This is a genomic window from Paenibacillus campinasensis, assembly GCF_002272015.1.
GTDB classification, from domain to species: Bacteria; Bacillota; Bacilli; order Paenibacillales; family Paenibacillaceae; genus Paenibacillus_AQ; species Paenibacillus_AQ campinasensis.
In genome coordinates this window covers 16,921-39,575 of sequence record NZ_NPBY01000032.1, presented here as the reverse complement: position 1 = coordinate 39,575, position 22,655 = coordinate 16,921, and the positions used below count along the sequence as shown (strand labels likewise).

Genomic DNA, 22,655 nt, shown 5'->3' with positions numbered 1-22,655 from the left:
CGCCAGAATCCGTGATTTGGGTTTAAAAGCATACATCTCAGGGGGAGAACAGGTCCATGTTTATACGAACTCATCAGCAAAAGAAGAAATCTTACCTCACAGCCGTAATTATACTTCTCGTGTGCTTCGCGATCATGATGTCGGCATGTGGAGGCAGTGAAAGCCCAGCCACTTCGGGATTAAATGACAGCTCTCCAGAAACGCACAATGAAGCTTCTCCGGAGCTCTCCGAATCGGATTCAACAACGGCTGAGGGACCGTTCATGACGTTTCAGGATGCGGCAGACCGCACCATAACACTTCAGCATCAGCCTGAGCGTATTGTCGTCCTCTCACCCGAGTACTTGGATCTGTTATATGCCGTTGGCGGCAAGGCAGTGGGTCGGATGGATGCTACCGGCGTATCCATTCCGGGTGAGGCAGAATCGATCACCTCTGTCGGTACAGTCAGTCAGATCAATCTTGAGCAAGTGGTGGCGCTAAGGCCGGATCTTGTCATCGGTCAGACTCGGTTTCACAAAGATCTGATTCAAGCGCTGGAGAGCAGCGAGATTCCGGTCGCTTTGATGAGCCTGTCCAGCTATGAGGACATGAAATCCAAGGCTGAGTGGATGGCGAAAATCGCCGGCACAGAAGACCAGCTGCCAGAGAAGCTGAAAGCATTGGACGAGAGGGTGGACGCTGTATTGGCTCAATTGCCGAAGGAGAAGCGCACCTTCATCAACCTGAATGTTACACCAGGCGGGATCTCCATTCAGAAGAATGGCACGACCGGGCTTGAAATTGCGAAAATGCTCGGCTTGACCAATGCAGCCGAGACGCTAGAACCATCTCCGAACAGTCCGACAACGACACCATACAGCATGGAGACGCTGGTCCAGCAGGACCCCGATTATATCTTTCTCATCATTCATGGGCAGCGGGCTGCTGGTGAGCAAAAGATCCAGGAAGAACTGGAAGGCAACCCAGCCTGGGCGTCCATCAGGGCGGTTAGGGAACAGCGTGTCATCCTTGTTCCGTCCGACCTGTTCTTGACCAACCCGGGGCTTCAATATGATGAATCTCTGACGTATTTAGCGTCCATGGTGTATCCGGAGCTCTTTGGTGATGCTCAATAAGTCCATCCGGCGTGTATCCATGCTGATACTGTTTACGGCAGCTGCCATGGCAGCATGTTTATTCAGCATCTCGACCGGGGCTGTTATGGTACCGCTGCGAGATATCGTAAACAGCATCCTGCAGTATGATCTGTCTGGTATGCATCGGGATATTATCTGGAATATCCGTCTGCCGCGGACACTGGTGGCGATGGTTGTTGGCGCGAACCTGGCCGTCTCCGGCGCGCTGCTGCAAGGAGTCATGCGCAATCCGCTGGCAGACCCACACATTATCGGGGTCTCCAGCGGAGCGGGGTTATTCGGAATTTTTCTGCTTGTCGTTGTACCCCAGTATGATTACCTTTTGACCCCAGCAGCTTTTGTTGGTGCGACTCTTGCTGCTTTTATTATCTATTTACTGGCCTGGAAAGACGGTGTCAGTCCGCTCAGGATCGTTCTGGCGGGCGTCGCCGTCTCTGCTTTCTTGGGGGCCGGCATCTCGGCAATGCTTACTTTTTACAGCGATCGGGTACATGGCGCCCTTATCTTTATGGTTGGAGGTCTCGCGGCCAAAAGCTGGCCAGACCTCGCCATCATTCTGCCATATTCGATCATCGGCCTTGGTCTGGCGATGATGTTCTCCAAGCAAATGAACATTATGATGCTGGGTGATGTGAATGCACGCAATCTGGGGACCCGGGTGGAGCTGTCACGCTTGTTGATCACGGCAACCGCTACGCTGCTTGCGGCCAGTGCTGTCAGCATTGCGGGCTTGCTGGGATTCGTCGGTCTGGTCATTCCACATATCGCCAAGCTCTTAGTCGGCTCTGATTACCGGATGCTTATCCCATCTTCGGCCCTGTTAGGGGCTGCGGTGCTGACGTTCTGCGACACGCTGGCAAGAATTATGTTCTCGCCGATCGAGCTGCCGGTTGGAATCATAATGGGGGCGATTGGAGCGCCTTTTTTCCTGTATCTGTTAAGGAGGAAGAGAGCATGAATCGCTTGGAGACCGATCGTCTATCGCTCAAGTATAGTGACAGAATCATTATTCAACATTTGAACATCGCCTTTGAGGCGGGGGCGGTGTACAGCATCATTGGGCCGAATGGCTGCGGGAAGAGCACGCTGCTGAAGGCGCTGGCCCGGCAGCTGAAACCGGCGGCTGGTCAGGTGCTCCTGGATGGCAAGGCGATGTCCAGTCTAAGCGGTAAGCAAGTGGCCAGGCAGTTATCATATATGGCTCAAACCCAAGAGCAGATCGAAGTTACGGTCAAGGAGTTGGTGGGGTATGGAAGAACACCGCATCAGCCTTATTGGAACCGCGTTAGTGCGAAGGATCGGGAGATTGCAGATTGGGCGCTGGAGGCAACAGGGTTAACCACTTATGGGGATCGTTTGCTGCACACGCTCTCAGGCGGAGAGAGACAGCGGGCCTGGATTGCAATGGCGCTGGCGCAGCAGCCGGAACTGCTGCTTCTGGATGAGCCGACCACGTATCTGGATATTGCCCATCAGCTGGAGATTCTAGAATTGGTTCGAGAACTGAATCAACAATTTAAGATGACGGTGATCATGGTGCTGCATGATATGAATCATGCGTCAGTCTATTCGGACTATATTCTAGCTATGAGATCAGGAGAGATCGAGGGCTTCGGATCTCCAACCGAAGTGCTGACACCAGATCTGCTTGGCCGCGTCTTTGGCGTGAAGGCACATATTGAGGCTGCGCCGGAGCACGGGAAGCCGATCTGCCGGATTACGGGTTTAATACAGAAATAAGGAGAGGAACGCAGTGGAGCATATACAGCAGCAATATCCTTTTACGGCTATTGTAGGTCAGACACGCATGAAGCTGGCACTCATTCTGAATGTCATTAATCCGAGGTTAGGAGGCGTGCTGATTCGAGGTGAGAAAGGAACAGCCAAGTCCACCACGGTCCGCGCTTTAGCAGGCCTTGTACCTAATCTGAATGTCGTTAATCTGCCCGTCAGTGCAACGGAAGATCGTGTGGTCGGAGCGCTGGACATTGAGCATGCAATCAAAACGGGGGAAAAGAAATTTGAGCCCGGATTACTGGCTGCGGCGGACGGCCACATTTTGTATATTGATGAAATTAATCTGCTGGACGACCATATCGTGGATGTCCTGTTGGACGCAGCTGCGATGGGAGTCAATACGGTGGAGCGGGAAGGCATCTCTTATTCGCACCCATCTCGCTTCATCTTGGTGGGGACGATGAATCCGGAAGAGGGGGACCTGCGTCCGCAGCTTCTCGACCGATTTGGTCTCTCTGTTGAGATTGGCGGTGAACGGGATGTTCAGGAGCGCGCGCAGGTGATTCGAAGACGAATGGATTATGAGCGTGATCCTGGCGCATTTGTAAAGCAATACGCGTTAGAGCAGGAACAGATGCTGAACCAGATCCTTCAGGCCCGGAATCGGCTGGATCAGGTTCGGATACCAGACGATATGCTCGAACTGGCTGCAAGCATTGGCATCGCCCTAGAGGTGGAAGGCCACCGATCGGACATCACCCTGATCAAAACGGCTGCAACGCTAGCGGCCTGGCATGGACAAGAAACTGTCAATCCTGCTCATATGCAGGAAGCCGCTTATCTCGTCCTGCCTCACCGCATGCGGAGGAAGCCGTTTGAAGAGGCCGGCGGCATGGAGCAGAAGCTGCAAGGCGTACTAAATTCAGCAGGATCGGTACAGGCAAGATGAAGGCGAAGGAGCTGATGCATGCCGCTCCCGTGTATCCGTTTAGCGCTATAGTAGGACAGGAGAGGGCGAAACGGGCGATCCTGCTCTATTTCATAAATCCGGCTAGCGGCGGCGTTCTTCTCAGCGGTTCTCCCGGTGCAGGCAAAAGCTTGCTTTTGCGCGGGGCAGCTGCTCTTCTGGGAACCCGAAGAAGCATATCCGTACCCGCAAATGTGACCGCAGACCGCCTTCTTGGTGCATGGGATGCAGCCGCCATTGTACAAGGCAGAACGATGACTCACCAGCCTGGGTTGCTCGCGGAAGCTGACGGACAGCTGCTCCTCACGGATCATCTGAATCTGCTGCCGGAAACCATCATCAAGGAAATCGTTCGTGCTTTCAGCATGGGTGTCATTCATTTGCATAGAGAAGGGATATCTGCCGTCCGAAGCAGCCGCTTTATGCTTCTTGCAGCAATGGATGCGGAAGAAGGAGGGATACCTTCTCCCATTCTGGACCATTTCGGTTATGGCATCGCATTGGATACAGCCGAATCCTTGACGTCCAGAGTCGAGATCATTCGCCGTCAGCTTCAATATGAGCGCGATCCGGATGCGTTTGTACACCGGTATCGGGCACAGGATGAAGCGCTTCGGCAACGAATGGAGGCCGCAGCGCGCACGCTGCCCCGCATTAAGGTGGGGGCGTCAATGCTCCAATTGGCGGCTTCCATCGCCAAGGAAGCGGGCATTGCCAGCTCCCGGGCCGAGCTGGCTCTTATTGAAGGTGCTAGAGCGGCGGCAGCCTGGGATGAACGAGGGGAGGTCACTTCTTCCGACATTCGAGAAATTGCGGAGTGTGTGCTGCCTCATCGCATGAGTGCAGTAGCTGATGAGTCTCGTGCTGCAGACCATTCTCCGGCAGCTCCAGATTCCGCAGAGCAGCCAGGCCATTCGCCGGAGGATGATACCTCACGCGATTCACGTTCCCCAGACGGCTCCCCGGATCACGCGGCGAGCGGCTCCGGCCGAATGACAACCACATCCAGTCCGGCTTCAGACCCTTCTGCGTCCAGGGATGAGGATGAGGAAGGGCAGCGCTTATCCGCTTCAGAAGACCGGATCATCCTTCCGGACGACGGTTTCCGGCTTCAGCCCCTGGATTATAATCTTCGGCGGAAGATGGCTGATGGAGGACTGGGCAAAAGGGGGCGAGCCCATGCCAACATGAATAAAGGACGTGTCGTAGGTGCTGTGACTCCGCACCGAAAGGTGCAGGCAGATGTCGCTTTTGATGCTACGATTCGTGCAGCTGCTCCCTTCCAGACGATTCGCGAGAAGAGGGACGGGCTTGCGTTCGCAATCGAGCCCGGAGATTTGCGTCAGAAGAAAAAAGAAAGCAGCGTGGGCGCCTCGCTGCTGTTCGTGGTGGACGCCAGCGGCTCGATGGCAGCTCGGAAACGAATGGCCGCTGTAAAGGGCGGCATTCTGTCCCTCCTTCAGGATGCCTACGTTAAGCGGGACCGTATCGGCATGATTGCCTTTCGAAAAGGAGAAGCCGAGTATGTGCTCCCGATTACGCGCAGTGTTGATGCAGCATCCAAGCATTTGCGGGACATCCCTACGGGCGGAAAGACACCGCTGACAGCCGGGCTTGTCAAAGCTTACCAAACGCTGGAGCTGGAGAAGCGCAGAAACAATGACACGCTGCCGATGATCATTCTTGTCACTGATGGCCGGGCCAATGAAAGTCCAAGCGGTCTTACTTCCTATGCCGACGTCTGGAAGGAGTGCCTCAGTGCTGCCGAGCCTATTCGCGCTTCCGGAATTCCATGTCTCGTGCTGGACACGGAACAGGGATTTGTCAAATTGGGACGCTCGAAAGAGCTGGCGCAAGCGCTGGGTGCTGCATACAGGAAGCTTGAGAATATGGACGAAGAAGGCGTAGCTACCGCAGTTCGTCTGACCAAACGATGACCGGGTACCGCTTCACATCCAGAAAGGAGGCAACAAGATTGAAGATCGTGATCTTTACAACTTCGCATGCGGCCATGAAGGATTTATCGCTGATGTATACCAACATGGAGACATCGCTTCGCAGTCGTATCGCGTTATCCATTTTTAATATTGAAGGAGAGTTATCGGAGGAAGAATGGGAGCGGGTGAAAGCTAGGGCCGAGGAGGCCGAGTTTATTATTCATGATCCGCACGGCACGCCTGCTCAGACCCTGTCTCGTCTCCATAGAATATGCGCAGCTCTCGATACGGAGCAGGTCATTGTAGGGGGGAATGCGGAAGGGATTCAGGAGCTGTTCCGGTTAGGCTCATTGCGTTACGATGACATTGCCGGCAAGCACCAACACGGAAAGCCGCACGCTTCTGCCGATCAGGCTGAGTGCCGAGAGGATCTCGAATGCTACCGATCGCTTGTTGAATACTGGAGACATGCAGGCATCCATAATATGCAGCATATGCTCGGTTACATTGCAGCTAGGCTAGGGAAAAAGCTGGATTGGCCGGCGGTGGAGCCGCCCGCTGCACTTAAAGCGGCAGGCATCTATGACCCGTGTCTGAAGCGGCCCTTCGATTCAATAGAGGCCTATCGCCTCACCGTGCCTGTCCGGAAAGAACTGCCGACGGTAGCCGTGCTGTTCATGGGCTACAGCTATCCGCTCCATACAGGTGACATTGTAGGCAGCATCATACAGGACATCCGGCCCTTCGCCAATGTTCTGCCCGTTGCATTCGCTTCCCTCGTCCGCGTGGACCCGAAGAGGTTGAAGGATTTGCTCATGCACGGCGGGACCTCTGGCAACAAGGTGGACCTGATCGTCAATTTTGTGCCATTCCGGCTGGGGGCAGGGCCTACCGGGGGCAAGAGCGAAGAAATGTTGTCCATGTTAAAAGAGCTGGAGGCGCCGATGCTGCATCCCTTTTTCCTGACACGCAGGGAACGTTCCGACTGGGAACTATCCGCCCAAGGCCTGACCCCTTCCGAATTCCTCGTGCAGATGATGCTGCCTGAGCTCGACGGGAGCATAGATACACTGCCGGTTGCTGCCTTGAGCACGCGTGACTATGATGAGGAGATGCAGCTGCATACCAAGGAGCTGCAGCTGATCGAAGAGCGGGCACACCGATTGGTCAGCCGGATCCGGCGGTATTTGGCGCTGCGCAGCAAGCCGCAATCGGAGAAACGAATTGCTATTATCGGATACAATTATCCGCCGGGAGAAGGGAATCTTTTTCAAGCCTCATTGTTAGATACATTCGAGTCGATCTCCAGGTTGACAGCCGCACTGAAAGCGCATGGCTACGAGACCGATACATTTACCGGTGCAGAATTAAAGGAGCGCTTCCTTCGGGAAGGGCTGATCAATTCCGGTGACTGGGCGGATGAGCGCTGGTCTGAATCTCTTCCCAGGATCAGCACCGATCAGTATGTGAAGAATAACCAGGTATTTGCCAAACGAGAAGATGAGCTTCGTGAGCAGTGGGGAGAGGCGCCGGGAAGCATAATGACGATCGAGAACGAGGCGTTCAAAATCCCTGGTCTGATCAGCGGGAATTTGTTTATCGGACTGCAGCCGAGCCGGGGCGTGCATGAAAATCCCGAAGCGGCCTACCATGATAAAAGCCTGCTGCCGCACCATCAGTATTTGGCCTTTTACCAGTATATCCGGGACGAGTTCAAGGCGGATGCCATCCTGCATGTCGGGACCCATGGCACGATTGAGTTTATGGCAGGCAAGGAGAGCGGCATGTCCGGAGACTGTGTGCCGGATGCCATGATTTCGGATCTTCCTCACTTTTATGCCTATTATGTCGGGAATCCTTCGGAGGCGATGATTGCAAAACGAAGAACCCATGCTGTCCTTCTCGGCTATCAATCCCCGCCATTTACAGCTAGCGGCCTGTATGGGGAATATGCAGCGCTTGAAGGGCTGCTGCACGAATACAGGGAAGCGGAGCGGCTGAATCCGGCGCGGCTTCCGGGGCTGTGGAGAAGGCTGCAGGAGCAGGCTGAAGCGCTGTCGCTTGAAGCCGATGATCTGGAGCAGATCGAAAGCGAATTGTACCGAATGCGAAGATCCTTGATCCCCGAAGGACTGCATGTTCTGGGTGAGGGCTATACCCACGAGCAGGCGGCAGGTCATATGAGAATGATCTTAAGCCATGATAACCGTGCGCTTGGCTCCTTGCAGCGAATCTATGCCACGACACTCGGCTGGGATTATGATCAACTGCTGGATGGGCAGCATATTGATAAGCTGCGAACGGTGGATGAGCATGTCGAGCAAGCCGTGCGGTCCTTCATGCAAACGTCCAGTATTCCGGATGCCCCCGGCGGGCTAAACGAGGAGCTTCAGGCACGCTGGCAGGAACTATGGGAGAAAGGGATGGCGGCGTACCATTCCACAAATGCAGAGCAGGAAATCCAGCAGCTCTTGTCAGCGCTCGATGGGAAGTATGTGCCGGTACGCCTTGCCGGAGATTATATTCGGAACCCGGAGGTTCTCCCGTCAGGGTACAATCTGGTGCAGTTCGACCCAAGAGCCATCCCCACACAAACAGCCGCTTCCAGTGGATGGAAAATCGCAGAGAATACACTGAAACTGTATTATAAGTCTCGCCATCAATATCCGGATACCACAGCGCTTGTGATGTGGGGGCTGGAAACATCGCGAACACAAGGCGAGACGCTGGGCCAGATTCTGGCGTATCTCGGCGTCAGAATTAAAGAACGGGGAGCTATGATGCCGATGGCGTATGAAATTGTTCCCCTGGCAGAGCTGAATAGGCCGCGGCTGAATGTCATCGTACATATTTGCGGTTTCTTCCGGGATATGTTCCCTGAGCAGATGATTATGCTGCATCGGATTTTTCAAGACATTTCCGAGCTGGATGAGCCAATGGACCAGAATCTGTTCAAGCGACACTCGGTGAAGCTGTATGAACAGCTTCGCTTGGCTGGCGCAGGACATAACGAAGCATGGGATCTGGCATGCGCACGCATATATGGACCTGCCGAAGGGGAGTACGGCACATCGGTCACCAAGCTCATCGAGACGAAGCAGTGGGAGGATGAAAGCCAGCTGGGCGAGGCCTTTATGAGCAGTCTGAAGCATGTATACAGCTCGAAGTACAGGGGCGAAGACATGTATGACCTCTACAAGGCGAATCTGGCTGCGGTGGATATTGTTTCGCAAATCCGCAGCAATCACGAGCACGAAGTTACGGATTTGGACCACTATTACGAGTTCTTCGGAGGATTGGCCAAATCGGTAGAGATCGCCAAAGGGACAAAAGCAGCGATATACATCACCGATTCGACGGGTGAGCGGGCATTGACCGAGGAAGTGCGGAAGTCGGTGCAGCGCGGGGTTCGCACCCGGCTGCTGAATCCCAAATGGATGGACGGCTTGCTGAAGCATGATTATCATGGCGCGCAGAAAATCGCGGATCGCATCGAAAACCTGCTGGGTCTGGCGGCGACAACCCATGAAGTGGATTCCTGGATTTTCTCAGCGGTTCACAAGGAATACGTGGCTGATGAACAGCGCAGCAAGCAGATGCGGGACAATAATCGCTGGGCTTATCACAGCATGCTGGAGACTTTGCTGGAGAGCCATCAACGCCAATACTGGCAGGCTTCAGATGAAGAGTTGCAGATGCTGCACGAGCGGTATTTGGAGCTTGAAGGTGAACTGGAAAGCAATGAATGATGACATAAGCAGCTCATTTTGAGCTGCTTTTCTGCGTGATATCCGGATCGGTGGCGAGCACGGACGTGAGAAAGTGACCGCAACCATAGATGGAGCCTGTCAGCACAAGCACCGCATGCCTACCCGGATGCATAAAGGCGAGGATGATTGCAGGCTTCATATATGCGGCTTCTTGAAATTGCCGTATTCAAGCCGTTGAGCAGCCCTGGAATCATACGAAATGTACCCTCCGCTCAAAAAGGTACCTATTCAAAAAGTGGCACATCCAGTAACATGGAACCTATATAGAAAACCGGATTGGCCAAAAATGATAGCGCTATCAAGAAAAAAGGGGGGAGTCCAGATTGTTGAAACGATCATTCGCGGCAACCGGTTTGAACAGATGACCATGAGCGCCATTCTGGTTGCAGGCGACGCCAATTCTTGGTATGAGTCGGGTGCCGTTCGAAATATGCTCATTGCAGACCACGTGTTTATTGGCTGCGGCGGTGCGGGGCATCCGGTCATTCGAATTGCGCCCGAGAACGAGGCGGGCTCCGGTGCTGATCCGGTGCATCGCAATATTCGCATCGAGGGGAATCGGTTCGAGGGTACAGCAGCACTTCTGCTGTCAGTGCATGGGACGGAAGGGCTGGTATTTCAGGGCAATGAGGTGGACGTGACGGGAAGCCGGACCGGGACGCTGGAGTCGCTTGGGCTGATCACGGTAGAAACATGCCGGAACGTTGACATTAGCGACAACGGGCTCTTTTACATGCAAGATCTGGACATGGTCCATCGACCAGATGGTTAATCATGGATCTGATATTTAGACATCGCAAGAGAAAACAAGGCAATTCAATTCCATCTACTGAAAGAGAAACGGAGGTAGTTAAGCATGCAAGAGAACAAAAAACTGATGTACGGCAAACCCGCCTCGGTATGGACCGAAGCGCTGCCGATCGGCAACGGCCGTCTGGGTGCGATGATCTACGGCGGCGTGGAGCGGGAGACGATTAGCTTGAACGAGGATACGCTATGGTCGGGATATCCGAGGGACTGGAACAATCCGGCTGCACGGGAGGTTCTCCCGGTTATTCGGCAGCTTACGCGGGAGGGGCGTTATGCCGAAGCGGACCAGCTGGGCCGGAAGATGCTGGGGCCCTACACGGAATCCTATATGCCGCTTGGCGATCTGCGTCTGAGCTTTGATCATGGCCCGATCTTCCATTCCTACCGGCGCACACTGGATCTTACGCGCGCTGTTCATCGGACCGAGTACAGTGTCGGTCAGGTTGCTTATGTTCGCGAGATGTTTGCATCATTCCCGGATCAGCTGATTGTGCTGAAGCTGCGTGCCAGTGTACCTGGAGCGCTGGATGTCCATGCGCGGCTGGAGAGCCAGCTCCGTCATGTTCTGCTGATGGAGGATCAGGCCTGCAAGATACGCGGACATGCGCCTGCACGTGTGGAACCAAGCTACGTGTCAGCCGACAAGCCGGTTCGGTATGCGGATTCCGGACCGGGCAAGGGAATGGCATTTGAAGGACAGCTGCATGTCGCAAGCACGGACGGTCAGGTCTATGCCGATGCCGGAGGCATCCATGTGTATGGAGCGACCGAAGCGGTTCTGGTTATCAGTGCGGCGACCAGCTTCAGCGGCTATGACAAGATGCCTGCCGGCCCGGACGTTGCAACAGCTGCTTGTGAGCGGCATCTGGCAGCGGCGCTGCAGCATGACTATTCACAGCTGCTTGAGCGGCATATGCAGGATTACCGCCGTCTGTTTGACCGTGTCGATCTGCGGCTCGGGGACAGCGTGGCCGGCAGCGCTGAAATGGACACGGAAGAGCGCATTGTGCAGTACGGGGCTTCGGATCCGGGGCTGGTGGAGCTGCTGTTCCACTATGGGCGATATCTTCTCATCTCCAGCTCGCGTCCCGGCACGCAGGCAGCGAATCTGCAGGGCATATGGAATGCGTCCATACGCCCGCCGTGGAGCAGCAACTGGACACTGAACATCAATGCAGAGATGAACTATTGGCCGGCCGAAGTCTGCAATCTGGCTGAATGTCATCGCCCGATGCTCGATATGATCGGCAATCTGGCCCAGAATGGTGCCGTAACCGCCGCGGTTCATTACGGAGCCAGAGGTTGGGTCGCTCATCATAACACCGATCTATGGGGGCAGACTGCGCCCGTGGGCAATTACGGGGACGGTGATCCCACCTGGGCATTGTGGCAGATGGGCGGCATCTGGCTGACCCAGCATCTGTGGGAGCACTATACGTTTGGCGGAGATCTGCAGTACTTGCGGGATGAAGCCTACCCTATTCTGAAAGAATCTTGTCTGTTCGCCCTGGACTGGCTCATTGAAGGGCCGGATGGCTATTTGACGACATCCCCGTCTACATCGCCGGAGCATAAATTCCGCACGGCTGACGGAACTTATGCGATCAGTGAAGGGGCAACAATGGATTTGAGTCTGATCTGGGAGCTGTTCACCAACACGATCGAGGCCAGCAACATCCTCGGCATGGATGATGATTTCCGACGAGAGCTGAGCAGCACCCGGGAACGACTGTTTCCGCCGCAGATCGGGCGTTACGGCCAGCTGCAGGAATGGGCAGCGGACTTTGAAGACGAGGATCCGTTTCACCGGCACACCTCCCATCTGGTGGGGGTATACCCGGGGCGGCAGCTGACCGCTGAAGAGACGCCTGAATGGTTCGAGGCAGCGAGGGTGACGCTGCAGCGGCGCGGGGATGAAAGCACCGGCTGGAGCCTCGGCTGGCGAGTTGCGCTCTGGAGCCGCTTTGGCGACGGGAATCGGGCTTATCAGCTGCTTAAGAACATGCTGCGACTGGTCAAAGACGGGGAGGGAGAGCGCTATAACTATGGGGGGGTCTATGCAAGCCTCCTGGGCGCGCATCCGCCGTTCCAGATTGACGGCAATTTTGCCGCCTCGGCCGGCATTGCCGAAATGCTGCTCCAATCGCATCGCCCTGCGATGAAGCTGCTGCCTGCGCTTCCGGACGGGTGGCGGGAAGGGGTGGTGCGCGGTCTTCGCGCCAGAGGCGGCTTTGAAGTGGATATTCGCTGGGCATCCGGCTCGTTGATCGAAGCTCGCATATACTCGAATCTCGGGAACCGATGCATCATCGACACGAGCGGCAGCGGGATAAGTTATGCCGTGTACTGCAAGGATGAAAGGTTCGAAATCACGCCGGATGAACAGGGGTACTGCGCTTTCTCAACAGCGCCGGGACTAACGTACAGATTGGAGCCGTTAAAGTAATCGGGGAAGGAGCAAGACGAATATGAATGCTGTGGCGCTACCTGATGATTGCCGAATTGTTCCTGGAGGAGACCTTCACATTCTCTCTTCATCCGAAGAATAGTCATTGTGAGAAAGCGAATAACCCGGAGGGTGGCTTGACCGCTCCTCCGGGTTATTAATGTTGAAGCCCTCTTACGAAGGGTTCCGAAAGGATTGCTGATGAAACGAAGTAATATCGTGAAACAGGGAACGCCCGTCGTCCGTGATGCGAAAATCAGGGGACAGCGGCAGTGCCAGCGCGCGATAGGGCTCCGGAACCCAGATGTACTGATGCACATAAGGGGTTTCGATGAAACCGCAATGATGCCAGAAAGCCAGGCGGTTCCGATTTGTTTCCGTATCCATCGCTTCCGCTTCGATGATCATGGCTTTAACTTGATGCTCGCGTACAGCCCAGTCGCGAATGTGCATGAAAAAGCGTGTGCCGAAACCTTTTCCCCGCCATGTGTCACGGACAGCCATATAGTCGAGGATGAGCCGCCTGTTGCCCAACTTGCCGCGAAATCCGCTCACGGCCATGGCAATGGCCTCGTCCCCGACCATTCCGGCATGCAAGCAGGCAATCCCGCGCTCCAGCATGCTCCGCAGCACGCGTTCCGGCTTGGCTCCGTGTGTAAAGGCCTCCTGGTAGATGGGGCCAAGCTTATCCCACCACGCCTCGCTCCATTCCGTTAATGTCTTCATGTCCAGCCGCATGGCGCGCCTCCTGTTCAGATGTCTTGAATCTGCTATTATTTTATACGGGACAAGGAGTTGCGACAACCTGACTATAACGCAGTCCATAAGGCTGTTTATCATCAGAGGTTCGTCATTCAGGACATATGTCCTTTCCAAACGGATGAAGTTCATCTTTAATTAGAAATTGACATGAAACAGGAAGCAAGTCGGAAGGAACAAGGAGAGAGATTATGAAAGGTTTGCTGTTTGCTTTTTTGGCAGGGGCTTTTATAACGATTCAGGGCGTCGCCAATACACGGATCAGTGTAGATATCGGCACATGGCCGGCTGCGGCGCTAACCCAGTTTGTCGGTTTTGTAGCTGCGTTCGTGATCTGGACCATGATCCGTGACGGAAACCGAAGTCAGCTTGCGCAGGTCTCCCCGCTTTATTTAAGCGGCGGTGCACTGGCCGCGATCATTATTTTTGCGAATGTGACGGCGATACAGAAGGTCGGTGTTACGCTATCGATGGCGGTGGTATTGATTGCGCAGCTGCTGATGACGTTTCTGATTGACAGCTTTGGCTGGTTCGGTGTGAAGCAGAAGCGAATGCGGCTGCCGCAATTTATCGGTATCGGACTGATGATCGCGGGTGTCGTCATATTGAAACTTTAAGTGCAGTGAAATAATGGTTCTTGGAGCAGCTGATGGATAGGAGAAGGGGGCAGCCATGAAAGAAATCGCGGATCGCAAGCAATTCCAGCACTATATGGACAAGTACGGATTGGGTGAGGTGTTTACCGAGGCGCTGACCCCTTATTTAAAGCTGTACAGTTGTGACCAGGGAGAGCTGATATGCACGCAAGGCGAACCGGCCACTGCATTGTATGTGCTCGTTAAAGGGAAACTGAAAATCTACAACACCTCCCCGGAGGGACGGACGCTGATCGTCACCTTCCAGAATCCGCTGGAGGTCGTTGGCGACGTTGAATATATCCGGGCTGGTGAGATCATCAACACGGTGGAGGCGGTATCGCCGGTTCATATGATTGGCGTCGAATATCGCTGGCTGCGAAAATATGGAGGCGATCATTCTCCACTGCTGCATTTTCTGCTGGACATCATTACGAATAAGTTCTACACGAAATCAACCTCGATGAGCTTCAATCTGCTATATCCGGTTGAGATCAGACTGGCGAGCTATCTGTTGTCCGTTTCATTTGACGAGGGCGATAGCCAGTTCCGGGGCAGTCTTAGCACGGCCGATCTTGCCGACGCCGCGAATCTGATCGGCACCAGCTACAGGCATCTGAACCGGGTGCTGCGCAAATTCACCGCGCATGGCTGGGTCGAGCGAAGCCGCAGCGGCATCGTGGTGACCGATCGGGACGGCCTTCGCAGGCTGGTCAGCCGGAATATTTATGAATAGAAAAGAGGGACCTTAGATGGTGTTGGGATTATTCTTGGCGCTGATCGCCGGCTCACTGGTCGGCCTGCAAAATGTGTTCAATACGAAAGTGAACAGGCATACGGGGACGTGGACAACGACGACGCTGGTGCTTGGATTGGGCTTTGCTGCTTCATTCATGATCGGAATGTTTGCGGATCGAGAGGGCATGACCGGATTTCTGCCTCATATGCAGACCTGGTTCTGGTTCAGCGGTCTGATCGGTGTCGGGGTCGTTACCTGTATGGTGCAGGGAATGAGGCTGCTCGGACCGACGTTTGCTGTAGCGATCACAATGACCTCACAGCTCGGGCTTGCGCTGCTGTTTGATACGAGGGGATGGCTGGGGCTTCAACAGGTGCCATTCACGCTTCATCAGCTAATCGGCGTTCTGGTGTTTGTGGCCGGCATCTTTGTGTTTAAACTTGGGGGAGCGCGGGAGCGTCTTAAGGAAACGGTCCGCCGTCCTGGAATGGAGTAATCCCCCAGGCCTTGAATGGCCTGGGGGCTTGGTCTTTATTGAATCTGCTCCAGCAGTCCAATCACTTCTTGCTTGGTTTCTGCATGGAGCAACTGGTCGCGGAAGCTGTCATCCATCAGCTTGCGCGAGAGCATCTGCAAAATCTTCAAATGCTCGTTGCCCTTGTTCTCTGCGGGAACGGCAATCATAAAGATCAGCTTGGCTGGCGTGCCATCAGCACTGTTCCAGTCGACCCCTTCACGACTTATGCCGAAGGCGACGCGAGGACTGAGCACGGCATCTGATTTTCCATGCGGAACGGCGACATTCATCCCGATGCCCGTCGAGCTTTCCTGCTCGCGACGCATAATCGCCTCTCGGAACGCTGCGCCGGAGGTCAGCACTTCTTGGGCTTCCAGCTTGCTGATCATTTCATCAATGACTCCATCGCGCGTGGAGGCGGACAAGGAAGTATCAATCAAATCCAGACTGATGATATCGGTCAGCTTGCGAATGGGCCGCTGCTTCTGCTCCGATATCCCGTTGGCCCGAGGGAGTTCCGAGGCTTCGGCTGCTTCTGTGGGGTTGTTGAAATCGTTCGTCTGCACAGGCGTCCCCGAGGCAGGGGAGACCGTGCCTATACTTTCTCCGGCTACGGCCAGCTGCTGCTCAATCTGGTCCTTCTTCAACAGCTTGATCATCAAGGCGGTGACAATCGCACCGACGATGACAGCGACGAAGAACATGAAGACGTTGTCGATGGCGCCAAGAACGGCTACAATCGGGCCGCCGTGAGCCACCCGGTCGCCAACGCCGCCGAGCATCGCGATGACGGATCCGGCCATCGAGCCGACCATAATGCTCGGGATGACACGCAGCGGGTCCTGTGAAGCAAACGGAATCGCGCCTTCGGTAATGCCGAACAGGCCCATCGTGAAGGCAGCCTTGCCGGATTCACGCTCTGTCTCATGGAACTTGCGTTTGAACAGAAAGGTGGCCAGTCCCAGACCAATCGGCGGAACACAGATCGCAACCGCAATCGGCCCCATAATGCCATAATTGCCCTCTGCGATCATGGCGGAACCAAACATGAACGCCACTTTGTTGACAGGACCGCCCATATCGAAGGAGATCATGGCGCCGAGGATGAGGGCCAGCAGAATCGAGCTGGTGCCTTGCATGCCGGACAGCCAATTGGTCAGTGATACGAACACCTGAGCGACCGGTCCGCCCAGCAAATATATGAACGCCAGGCCGACGATCAAGGAAGCCAATACCGGTATAATAATGATAGGCATGATCGGGTGGATAACTTTCGGCACCTTCCAGTTCTTGATCCACAGCGCTACATATCCCGCCAGGAAACCGGCGATAATTCCGCCGATGAAGCCGGCACCAGCCTCACTGCCGTAGAAACTGCCATTGGCCGCGATGTAACCGCCGATGATGCCCGGAGCCAGACCCGGACGGTCGGCGATGCTGAAGGCGATGAAGCCGGCCAGAACAGGCACCATGAACGTAAAGGCTGCAGCGCCCAGCTGTTCGATGGTTTTCCAGAACGAGTCTTCTGGAATTTGCAGCCCGCCGGGTGTCGGCTCGCCGCCAATCGATAATGCGATGGCAATCAACAGTCCGCCGACAACGATAAACGGGATCATGTAGGATACGCCGCTCATCAGGTGGCGATAGAACGAATTTTGCGGTTTTCCGGAAGCGGCAGCCTTCTCGGCTGGCACATCTTCTTCGCTGTGCCCCTGATACACAGGTGCTTCGCCGCGGATCATGGTGTTGATCAGCGCTTCGGGCTGGCGAATTCCTTCCTGCACCCCGGTGACGAGCAGCCTTTTGCCGATGAAGCGGCTCTTATCCACCGTCTTGTCTGCTGCGATGATAATGCCGTCAGCCTCGCGGATATCCTCTTCGGTAAACTGGTTTTCCACACCGATGGAGCCTTGTGTCTCCACCTTTATCGTAATGCCGAGCTTGTCAGCGGCTTTCTGCAGGTTTTCCGCCGCCATATACGTATGTGCAATCCCGTTGGGACATGAGGTAATAGCCAACAGTTTCATTGTTCCATCCTCCTCTTTTTATTGCACTTGTAATCCCTTACCCTCATTATCTTATCGCAAATAATCGAAGAAAATATCTTAATTATTAACCGAAGGCTCTGGAATATACGGATGATTTCCGTGATCAATCTGCTCGTCTAGGCGAAGCACCTGATATCAGGGATTGCTGGATGACAATGTGATGGAACGGTTTAGAGAAATAGGCGAAAAGTAAAAGTATGAGATATCCGCCGATGTGACTGAAACTCCTGAAGGCTGGCTGTATCGGAGTTCGTAACAGGATCAAGAGAAGCCCCCGGCTCCCCGGGGGCTTCTTCTTGTATAAAGGTCACTTTCCGTCGTGTTCGAAACGCTTCAATACAATGGCCGAATTATGTCCGCCAAATCCGAACGAATTGGAAATTCCGATTCGCAAATCCGAATAACGGGCCGTATTCGGGACATAATCGAGGTCGCATTCCGGGTCAGGATGATTCAGATTGATCGTTGGCGGAATAAGTCCTTGCTCCAGCATTTTAACAAGAGCAATCGCCTCGGCTCCGCCGGATGCGCCGAGCATATGCCCGGTCATCGACTTGTTGGCCGTCACCGGGACACGGTAGGCATGATCGCCGAATACCTGCTTGATCGCAGCTGTCTCTGACCGGTCGCCAACGATGGTGCTTGTCGCATGAGCGCTAATGACATCAATATCGGCCGGAGCGAGCCCGGCTTCTGCCAGCGCGGCCTGCATGGCCAGCGCGGCCCCTTGACCGTCTGCCGGGGTAGCCACCATATGGTAGGCATCCGAGCTTGCTCCATAGCCGATGACCTCAGCCAGGATAGGAGCACCGCGCTTCAGCGCATGGGAGAGCGATTCAAGGACCAGGATGCCCGCTCCTTCGGCCATGACGAAGCCGTCCCGATCCCGATCGAATGGACGGCTCGCCTCCGAAGGCGCACAAGCGCGAGTGGAGAGGGCTGTTGCATTCGCGAAGCTGGCGAGCGAAATGTCGGTAAGCGCAGCCTCGGTTCCGCCCGCAATAATCACGTCGGATCGCCCGGCCTGAATGTGAAAAAAAGCTTCGCCGATGGCGGTATTGCCGATGGAGCAGGCGGTTACCGGAGCCAGCGTAGGCCCGCGCGTACCGTAGGTGATGCTGATCAGGGCAGCGGCCATGTTCGGGATCATCATCGGGACGAGTGTAGGGCTGATCCGTTCCGGCCCCCGTGCGGACAAGGTCTCCGTCTGGGAGATGAGCGTCTGTATGCCGCCGATGCCGGACCCAACATATACGCCCATCCGCTCCTTGTTCACCTGGTTCAGGTCCAGTCCGGAACGGGTGACCGCCTCATCGGCTGCAGCCAGCGCAAACTGACAGAAACGGTCCATGCGCCGGGCTTCCTTCGCGCCGAAGCGTTCGTTCGCATCAAATGCGGAGACGGAGCCCGCGATTTTAACTTTATGCCTGGTCGTGTCCAAAGTATCTATAAGTGAAATGCCCGACTCGCCTCTGGACAGTCGGGTCCAGAATGTTTCTACATCGTTGCCGAGCGGTGAAATGATGCCCATGCCGGTAATGACAACTCTTTCCATGAGAACGTCAGCCTCCTTGTTTATCTTCTATATTGGAGAATATAAGGCTATAATGTCACTAGATGTATCCTATTACAAGCTACCGTTTATCCTAGTATAAATTATGATAGTTTAGGCTTGGTACTAAATCCAGGTACTAAAGGGTTAATCCATCTAAAGGGTTAATCCAGGTACTAAAGGGAGGTGCGCGCATGGAGTCCCCAACGCGTCGTCATATGTTAATTCGAAGACAGGCATTGTCAGACTTTCTTAAAGGGCAGCGGGCGAAAATCTCGCCAGAAGCAGCCGGGCTCCCTCCCGGTGCGCGGCGGCGAACGCCGGGACTGCGCCGGGAGGAGGTTGCTCAGCTGGCTGGAGTGAGCACCACCTGGTATACCTGGCTGGAGCAAGGCCGTGACATCCAGGTATCGTCATCGGTGCTGGACAATGTAGCCAAGGCGCTGCAGCTCAATGCCGATGAGCGGCGTTATCTGTATTCGCTGGCCATGGACAGCGGGGACAGCGGCGCTGCTTACCCCGTTCGTCAGGGCGAGGTCCAGCTCAGTCCGTCCCTGCAAAAAATTATGAGTGAGCTGAGGCTCTGTCCGGTCATGATTTCGGACCGAATGTGTAATATTGTAGGCTGGAACCGCGCGGCCTCGATAGTGTTCCTCGATTTTGACCAGATCCCGCCGGAAGAGCGGAACATCATTCGGTTGCTGTTCACACGCCGGGAGTTTCGGCGGCTGGCTGTGAACTGGGAGCAGTTTGCCAGCGGTTTTCTGGCAATGTTTCGCACGTATTACGGTCAATATGTGGATGATGAGTGGTATGATCATTTTTTGGAGGAAATGAAGCGGCAGCACCCGGATTTCAAGCAGATGTGGGAACAAAGCCAGGTCAGCTATGCGCCGGAAGTGCATCTGGAATTTCGGCATGCCAAGGCCGGGAAGATGGTGTATGAGCTGACCTCGCTGAAAGTATATGGCGATGCTGACCTGCGCTGCAGCATTTACACCCCTGCGCCGGATACGAATACAGAGGCGAAGTTGCGGCAATTGATGGAGGAAGAATAGCATCAGGGCGGAGAATAGGATTGCGGCTCATTGCGAGAACTTGTGCAAATCAACGTTCGTGCACAGTGGCATTCGAATCAGCTACCATATCGGTGGAAGCCATGAACCTGCCTTGATATTGCTGCCTGGCGCGATTGGCAACGGAGAAGCTTTTTTCCTGCATATGCTTGAGCTTGCACAGCGGTATACGGTCATATCATTTTACTATGGGGAAGCCGCCTCGATGGATCAGATTGCAGCCGGAGTATTGGCGGTAGTATTGCGGTATCATGGAGCCGCTCATCTGGAAATCAGGCAAGGCGGTCATCTTAGCCTGATCACCGACATGGATTTATATGTGGAGAGGATCATTCGCTTTATGGACGGTGAAGGAACTGTAACCGATGCATAACTCCAGCTTCACCGCTGCAGGCGGTACGCAGATTCATGTCAGCCGCGAGGAATCGCGGCTTTTTCGCATGCAGTGAAGATGCAGAAGGGATCTTGATCCGCGGAGCAGGGTGCTGTTTGCCGATGAGCTAAGGGATCAAATCGCCGTTTTGGCAAAAAACGCCGGAGGAAGTAGAATGAAGCTAATGAATGAACCGATATGCGGGTCATCAGGAGGTGCAGGATGGGGTGATCGCACTGCAGCAGTGTGTGGAAATGCTCATAATCATCGTAGAAATGCACATATAGGGCTTATTTAGGAACTGATATATTGAAAATAAGCCGGAGGTGGCGAATGAAGTTTCGAAACCCGTTAACCCAAATGAATGTCAAGCAGCAGCTCGTCCTGCTGTTTCTTGTGCTTGTCATTCCGCTGTTCATTCTAAACAGCTATGGCAACAGTACGGCCGGGCAAATATTGAAGCGTCATGTGACCAATGCCTACATCGAGCTGAACCAGCAGAACTTCAAGCTGATCAGCAGGGACATTGAGACGATTAACAAAGTAACTTCCACCGTGGTGCAGAACGAGTTCATACAACAGCTCAGCACGATCGGGGAGGAAGATGTTCTAACCCGGGTCAAACATTATGAGAAAATCGAAGTGATGCTGAATACATACTCCCAGGAATCGGATGAAAGGGAACCGCTGTACTACTCGCTTTACGTGTATGACCCGGATAATGCGTATTTTTTTGCCCCGTATTATCCCGATCCGTTGAAATCGGGTGTATATTTCTTTTCCGATGAGTTGCAAAAGCCGGAATGGTTCGATGAGGCAGTGGCCCGCAAGGGAAAAGGGTACTTGAGGCTCACTGATTATTACTCCCCGTCGGTCCAGGCACCGGAGGAAACGAATGCGCTGCTGTATCTTCGGGCAGTCAACAATATTTATAAAGACGGCACGATCGGCGTACTGGCCGTCTCGAATGTCGAGGCGAAAATCGAGGAATCTTTGAAAACGGTATCATTGCCGGAAGGAGAGCTATATTTTACCGATTGGAACAATTTGATCCTCACATCGACCGTGCCCGGGGAGGAAGGTTATCTTGCGCTGCCGCCGGAGCTGGATCCGGGCAGCTCTGCGATCGGCGTGAAGGATGCGATCACGAAGGATTTCATCTATGTTGCCGATTACAACTACGTGCTTCAGCAGAAGCTCGTGTACAAGGTGCCGGTCAAGGCGCTGCTGCAGCAGCAGGATGAGATGAAGCAGGTCATTCTTCTGATCTCGGTCGCTTATTTTGTGGTTGGGCTGATCATCATTCTGTATTTCTGGCGCTCCCTGATGGCCCCGCTGCAGAAGCTGGTCCATTTCGTGCGCCGCTACGAGCCGGGAAGCATCGTGCCTGAACCCCCAAGCCGAAAGCGCAGCGACGAGGTGAGTGTGCTCATCTCCACCACCTATGATATGGCGCGAAGGCTGAATGATCTGATTCGTGATCAATATTTGATGGAGCTTAAACAGAAGGAGACCCAGCTCGCGCTATTATACCAGCAGATCAACCCGCATTTGCTGTACAACACACTGGAGAGCATTTACTGGAAAAGCGTAATGGAAGGGAACACTGCCTCGGCGGCAATGATCAAGGATCTGTCGAAACTGATGAAAATCAGTCTGAGCCGCGGCCGCGAGCTGATTACGCTGGAGGAGGAGCTTCAGCATGCGACAGCCTATATCAAGCTGCAGCAGAACCGGCATGATTACACCTTCCGCGTGGAGTCGGACATTCCCGCTGCGCTGCTCGATGTGATGATTCCGAAAATTACGCTTCAGCCATTAATAGAGAACGCCATTATCCATGGCATTAAAAATATGGGCGAGGACGGGGAAATCCGGATCAGCGCCGAGGAGAAACAAGGAGCGCTGTATGTTCGCATATCCGACAACGGATTTAAAACGGTGGATTACGAGGCGATTGCCAAGGTGCTGAACGATGAATCGCCGAATCCGTCATCGGGTTATGGCATTCGCAATATTCATCAGCGGCTGCAGCTTCATTATGGCCCGGAATACGGGCTCACGTATGCCAAGCGGCCTGGAGGAGGCACGATGGTGACGGTGAGGCTGCGGGTGATTCGCCAGAGCGATTAAAGGAGGAGACGATAGCG

18 protein-coding genes are annotated in these 22,655 nt (G+C 54.4%); 15 read left to right on the top strand and 3 right to left on the bottom strand.

Annotated features, from left to right (window positions below; genetic code table 11):
* Nucleotides 1–56 precede the first annotated feature (56 nt).
* The 9 genes from CHH67_RS10890 (at nucleotide 57) to CHH67_RS27035 (ending at nucleotide 12,967) form a co-directional block, all read left to right on the top strand.
* Nucleotides 57–1,118: an ABC transporter substrate-binding protein gene (locus CHH67_RS10890; protein WP_095265204.1), complete on the top strand. Its 1,062-nt coding sequence runs from the start codon at nucleotides 57–59 to the stop codon at nucleotides 1,116–1,118.
* 19 nt (nucleotides 1,119–1,137) lie between these two features.
* A complete protein-coding gene (locus CHH67_RS10885; protein WP_244908151.1) occupies nucleotides 1,138–2,097 on the top strand; it encodes a FecCD family ABC transporter permease in 960 nt (319 codons plus the stop codon).
* Entirely contained in the window at nucleotides 2,094–2,879 is a 786-nt protein-coding gene (locus CHH67_RS10880; RefSeq protein ID WP_095265202.1) for an ABC transporter ATP-binding protein, read from the top strand. The genes CHH67_RS10885 and CHH67_RS10880 overlap by 4 nt, the downstream gene beginning before the upstream one ends.
* Nucleotides 2,880–2,892: 13 nt before the next feature.
* Nucleotides 2,893–3,825 (top strand): magnesium chelatase ATPase subunit I, encoded by a 933-nt coding sequence (locus tag CHH67_RS10875; RefSeq protein WP_218832015.1) that lies wholly within the window; start codon nucleotides 2,893–2,895, stop codon nucleotides 3,823–3,825.
* Nucleotides 3,822–5,780 (top strand): VWA domain-containing protein, encoded by a 1,959-nt coding sequence (locus CHH67_RS10870; RefSeq protein ID WP_095265201.1) that lies wholly within the window; start codon nucleotides 3,822–3,824, stop codon nucleotides 5,778–5,780. Before CHH67_RS10875 ends, CHH67_RS10870 begins: the two co-directional genes overlap by 4 nt.
* A 47-nt stretch (nucleotides 5,781–5,827) precedes the next feature.
* On the top strand, nucleotides 5,828–9,529 hold the full coding sequence (locus tag CHH67_RS10865; RefSeq protein ID WP_244908157.1) for a cobaltochelatase subunit CobN: 3,702 nt from the start codon (nucleotides 5,828–5,830) through the stop codon (nucleotides 9,527–9,529).
* A gap of 307 nt (nucleotides 9,530–9,836) precedes the next feature.
* Nucleotides 9,837–10,322 (top strand): hypothetical protein, encoded by a 486-nt coding sequence (locus tag CHH67_RS10860; RefSeq protein ID WP_095265199.1) that lies wholly within the window; start codon nucleotides 9,837–9,839, stop codon nucleotides 10,320–10,322.
* An 84-nt stretch (nucleotides 10,323–10,406) separates the two neighbouring features.
* Nucleotides 10,407–12,806, top strand: coding sequence for a glycoside hydrolase family 95 protein (locus tag CHH67_RS10855; protein WP_095265198.1), 2,400 nt, complete (start codon nucleotides 10,407–10,409; stop codon nucleotides 12,804–12,806).
* A 26-nt stretch (nucleotides 12,807–12,832) separates the two neighbouring features.
* Nucleotides 12,833–12,967: a hypothetical protein gene (locus CHH67_RS27035; RefSeq protein WP_255222930.1), complete on the top strand. Its 135-nt coding sequence runs from the start codon at nucleotides 12,833–12,835 to the stop codon at nucleotides 12,965–12,967.
* Nucleotides 12,968–12,980: 13 nt separating this feature from the next.
* Here the strand turns inward: CHH67_RS27035 and CHH67_RS10850 are convergent, their stop codons facing one another.
* Entirely contained in the window at nucleotides 12,981–13,544 is a 564-nt protein-coding gene (locus CHH67_RS10850) for a GNAT family N-acetyltransferase (protein WP_095265197.1), read from the bottom strand.
* A 212-nt stretch (nucleotides 13,545–13,756) separates the two neighbouring features.
* Here CHH67_RS10850 and CHH67_RS10845 point away from each other — a divergent pair, with 212 nt between their 5' ends.
* From CHH67_RS10845 to CHH67_RS10835, 3 genes are read left to right on the top strand one after another with little or no spacing between them, the layout of a single operon-like run.
* Nucleotides 13,757–14,182, top strand: coding sequence for a DMT family transporter (locus CHH67_RS10845; RefSeq protein ID WP_095265196.1), 426 nt, complete (start codon nucleotides 13,757–13,759; stop codon nucleotides 14,180–14,182).
* A gap of 55 nt (nucleotides 14,183–14,237) precedes the next feature.
* On the top strand, nucleotides 14,238–14,936 hold the full coding sequence (locus tag CHH67_RS10840; RefSeq protein ID WP_095265195.1) for a Crp/Fnr family transcriptional regulator: 699 nt from the start codon (nucleotides 14,238–14,240) through the stop codon (nucleotides 14,934–14,936).
* Between the two features lie 16 nt (nucleotides 14,937–14,952).
* Nucleotides 14,953–15,435: a DMT family transporter gene (locus CHH67_RS10835; protein WP_095265194.1), complete on the top strand. Its 483-nt coding sequence runs from the start codon at nucleotides 14,953–14,955 to the stop codon at nucleotides 15,433–15,435.
* 35 nt (nucleotides 15,436–15,470) lie between these two features.
* On the opposite strand, the gene CHH67_RS10830 is transcribed toward CHH67_RS10835, so the two are convergent.
* Together CHH67_RS10830 and fabF are read right to left on the bottom strand one after the other, a co-directional pair.
* Complete coding sequence (locus CHH67_RS10830) at nucleotides 15,471–17,483, bottom strand: PTS fructose transporter subunit IIABC (protein WP_095265193.1); 2,013 nt, start codon at nucleotides 17,481–17,483, stop codon at nucleotides 15,471–15,473.
* Between the two features lie 328 nt (nucleotides 17,484–17,811).
* Nucleotides 17,812–19,059 carry a beta-ketoacyl-ACP synthase II gene (gene fabF, locus CHH67_RS10825; protein ID WP_095265192.1) on the bottom strand — a complete coding sequence of 416 codons (1,248 nt, stop codon included), beginning with the start codon at nucleotides 19,057–19,059 and terminating at the stop codon, nucleotides 17,812–17,814.
* 191 nt (nucleotides 19,060–19,250) lie between these two features.
* On the opposite strand from fabF, the gene CHH67_RS10820 reads away from it, so the two are divergent.
* From CHH67_RS10820 to CHH67_RS10810, 3 genes are all read left to right on the top strand, one after another.
* On the top strand, nucleotides 19,251–20,114 hold the full coding sequence (locus CHH67_RS10820; protein ID WP_176475420.1) for a helix-turn-helix transcriptional regulator: 864 nt from the start codon (nucleotides 19,251–19,253) through the stop codon (nucleotides 20,112–20,114).
* Nucleotides 20,115–20,154: 40 nt separating this feature from the next.
* Entirely contained in the window at nucleotides 20,155–20,505 is a 351-nt protein-coding gene (locus CHH67_RS10815; protein WP_095265191.1) for an alpha/beta fold hydrolase, read from the top strand.
* 333 nt (nucleotides 20,506–20,838) lie between these two features.
* Nucleotides 20,839–22,638, top strand: coding sequence for a sensor histidine kinase (locus CHH67_RS10810; protein WP_244908150.1), 1,800 nt, complete (start codon nucleotides 20,839–20,841; stop codon nucleotides 22,636–22,638).
* Nucleotides 22,639–22,655: the final 17 nt, after the last annotated feature.

Bases quoted from the DNA above. Each gene is read 5' to 3' on its own strand.
- CHH67_RS10890 (WP_095265204.1), top strand. From the start codon at position 57: ATGTTTATACGAACTCATCAGCAAAAGAAGAAATCTTACCTCACAGCC.
- CHH67_RS10885 (WP_244908151.1), top strand. From the start codon at position 1,138: ATGCTGATACTGTTTACGGCAGCTGCCATGGCAGCATGTTTATTCAGC.
- CHH67_RS10880 (WP_095265202.1), top strand. From the start codon at position 2,094: ATGAATCGCTTGGAGACCGATCGTCTATCGCTCAAGTATAGTGACAGA.
- CHH67_RS10870 (WP_095265201.1), top strand. From the start codon at position 3,822: ATGAAGGCGAAGGAGCTGATGCATGCCGCTCCCGTGTATCCGTTTAGC.
- CHH67_RS10860 (WP_095265199.1), top strand. From the start codon at position 9,837: ATGATAGCGCTATCAAGAAAAAAGGGGGGAGTCCAGATTGTTGAAACG.
- CHH67_RS10855 (WP_095265198.1), top strand. From the start codon at position 10,407: ATGCAAGAGAACAAAAAACTGATGTACGGCAAACCCGCCTCGGTATGG.
- CHH67_RS27035 (WP_255222930.1), top strand. From the start codon at position 12,833: ATGCTGTGGCGCTACCTGATGATTGCCGAATTGTTCCTGGAGGAGACC.
- CHH67_RS10850 (WP_095265197.1), bottom strand. From the start codon at position 13,544: ATGCGGCTGGACATGAAGACATTAACGGAATGGAGCGAGGCGTGGTGG.
- CHH67_RS10845 (WP_095265196.1), top strand. From the start codon at position 13,757: ATGAAAGGTTTGCTGTTTGCTTTTTTGGCAGGGGCTTTTATAACGATT.
- CHH67_RS10840 (WP_095265195.1), top strand. From the start codon at position 14,238: ATGAAAGAAATCGCGGATCGCAAGCAATTCCAGCACTATATGGACAAG.
- CHH67_RS10835 (WP_095265194.1), top strand. From the start codon at position 14,953: ATGGTGTTGGGATTATTCTTGGCGCTGATCGCCGGCTCACTGGTCGGC.
- CHH67_RS10830 (WP_095265193.1), bottom strand. From the start codon at position 17,483: ATGAAACTGTTGGCTATTACCTCATGTCCCAACGGGATTGCACATACG.
- fabF (WP_095265192.1), bottom strand. From the start codon at position 19,059: ATGGAAAGAGTTGTCATTACCGGCATGGGCATCATTTCACCGCTCGGC.
- CHH67_RS10820 (WP_176475420.1), top strand. From the start codon at position 19,251: ATGGAGTCCCCAACGCGTCGTCATATGTTAATTCGAAGACAGGCATTG.
- CHH67_RS10810 (WP_244908150.1), top strand. From the start codon at position 20,839: ATGAAGTTTCGAAACCCGTTAACCCAAATGAATGTCAAGCAGCAGCTC.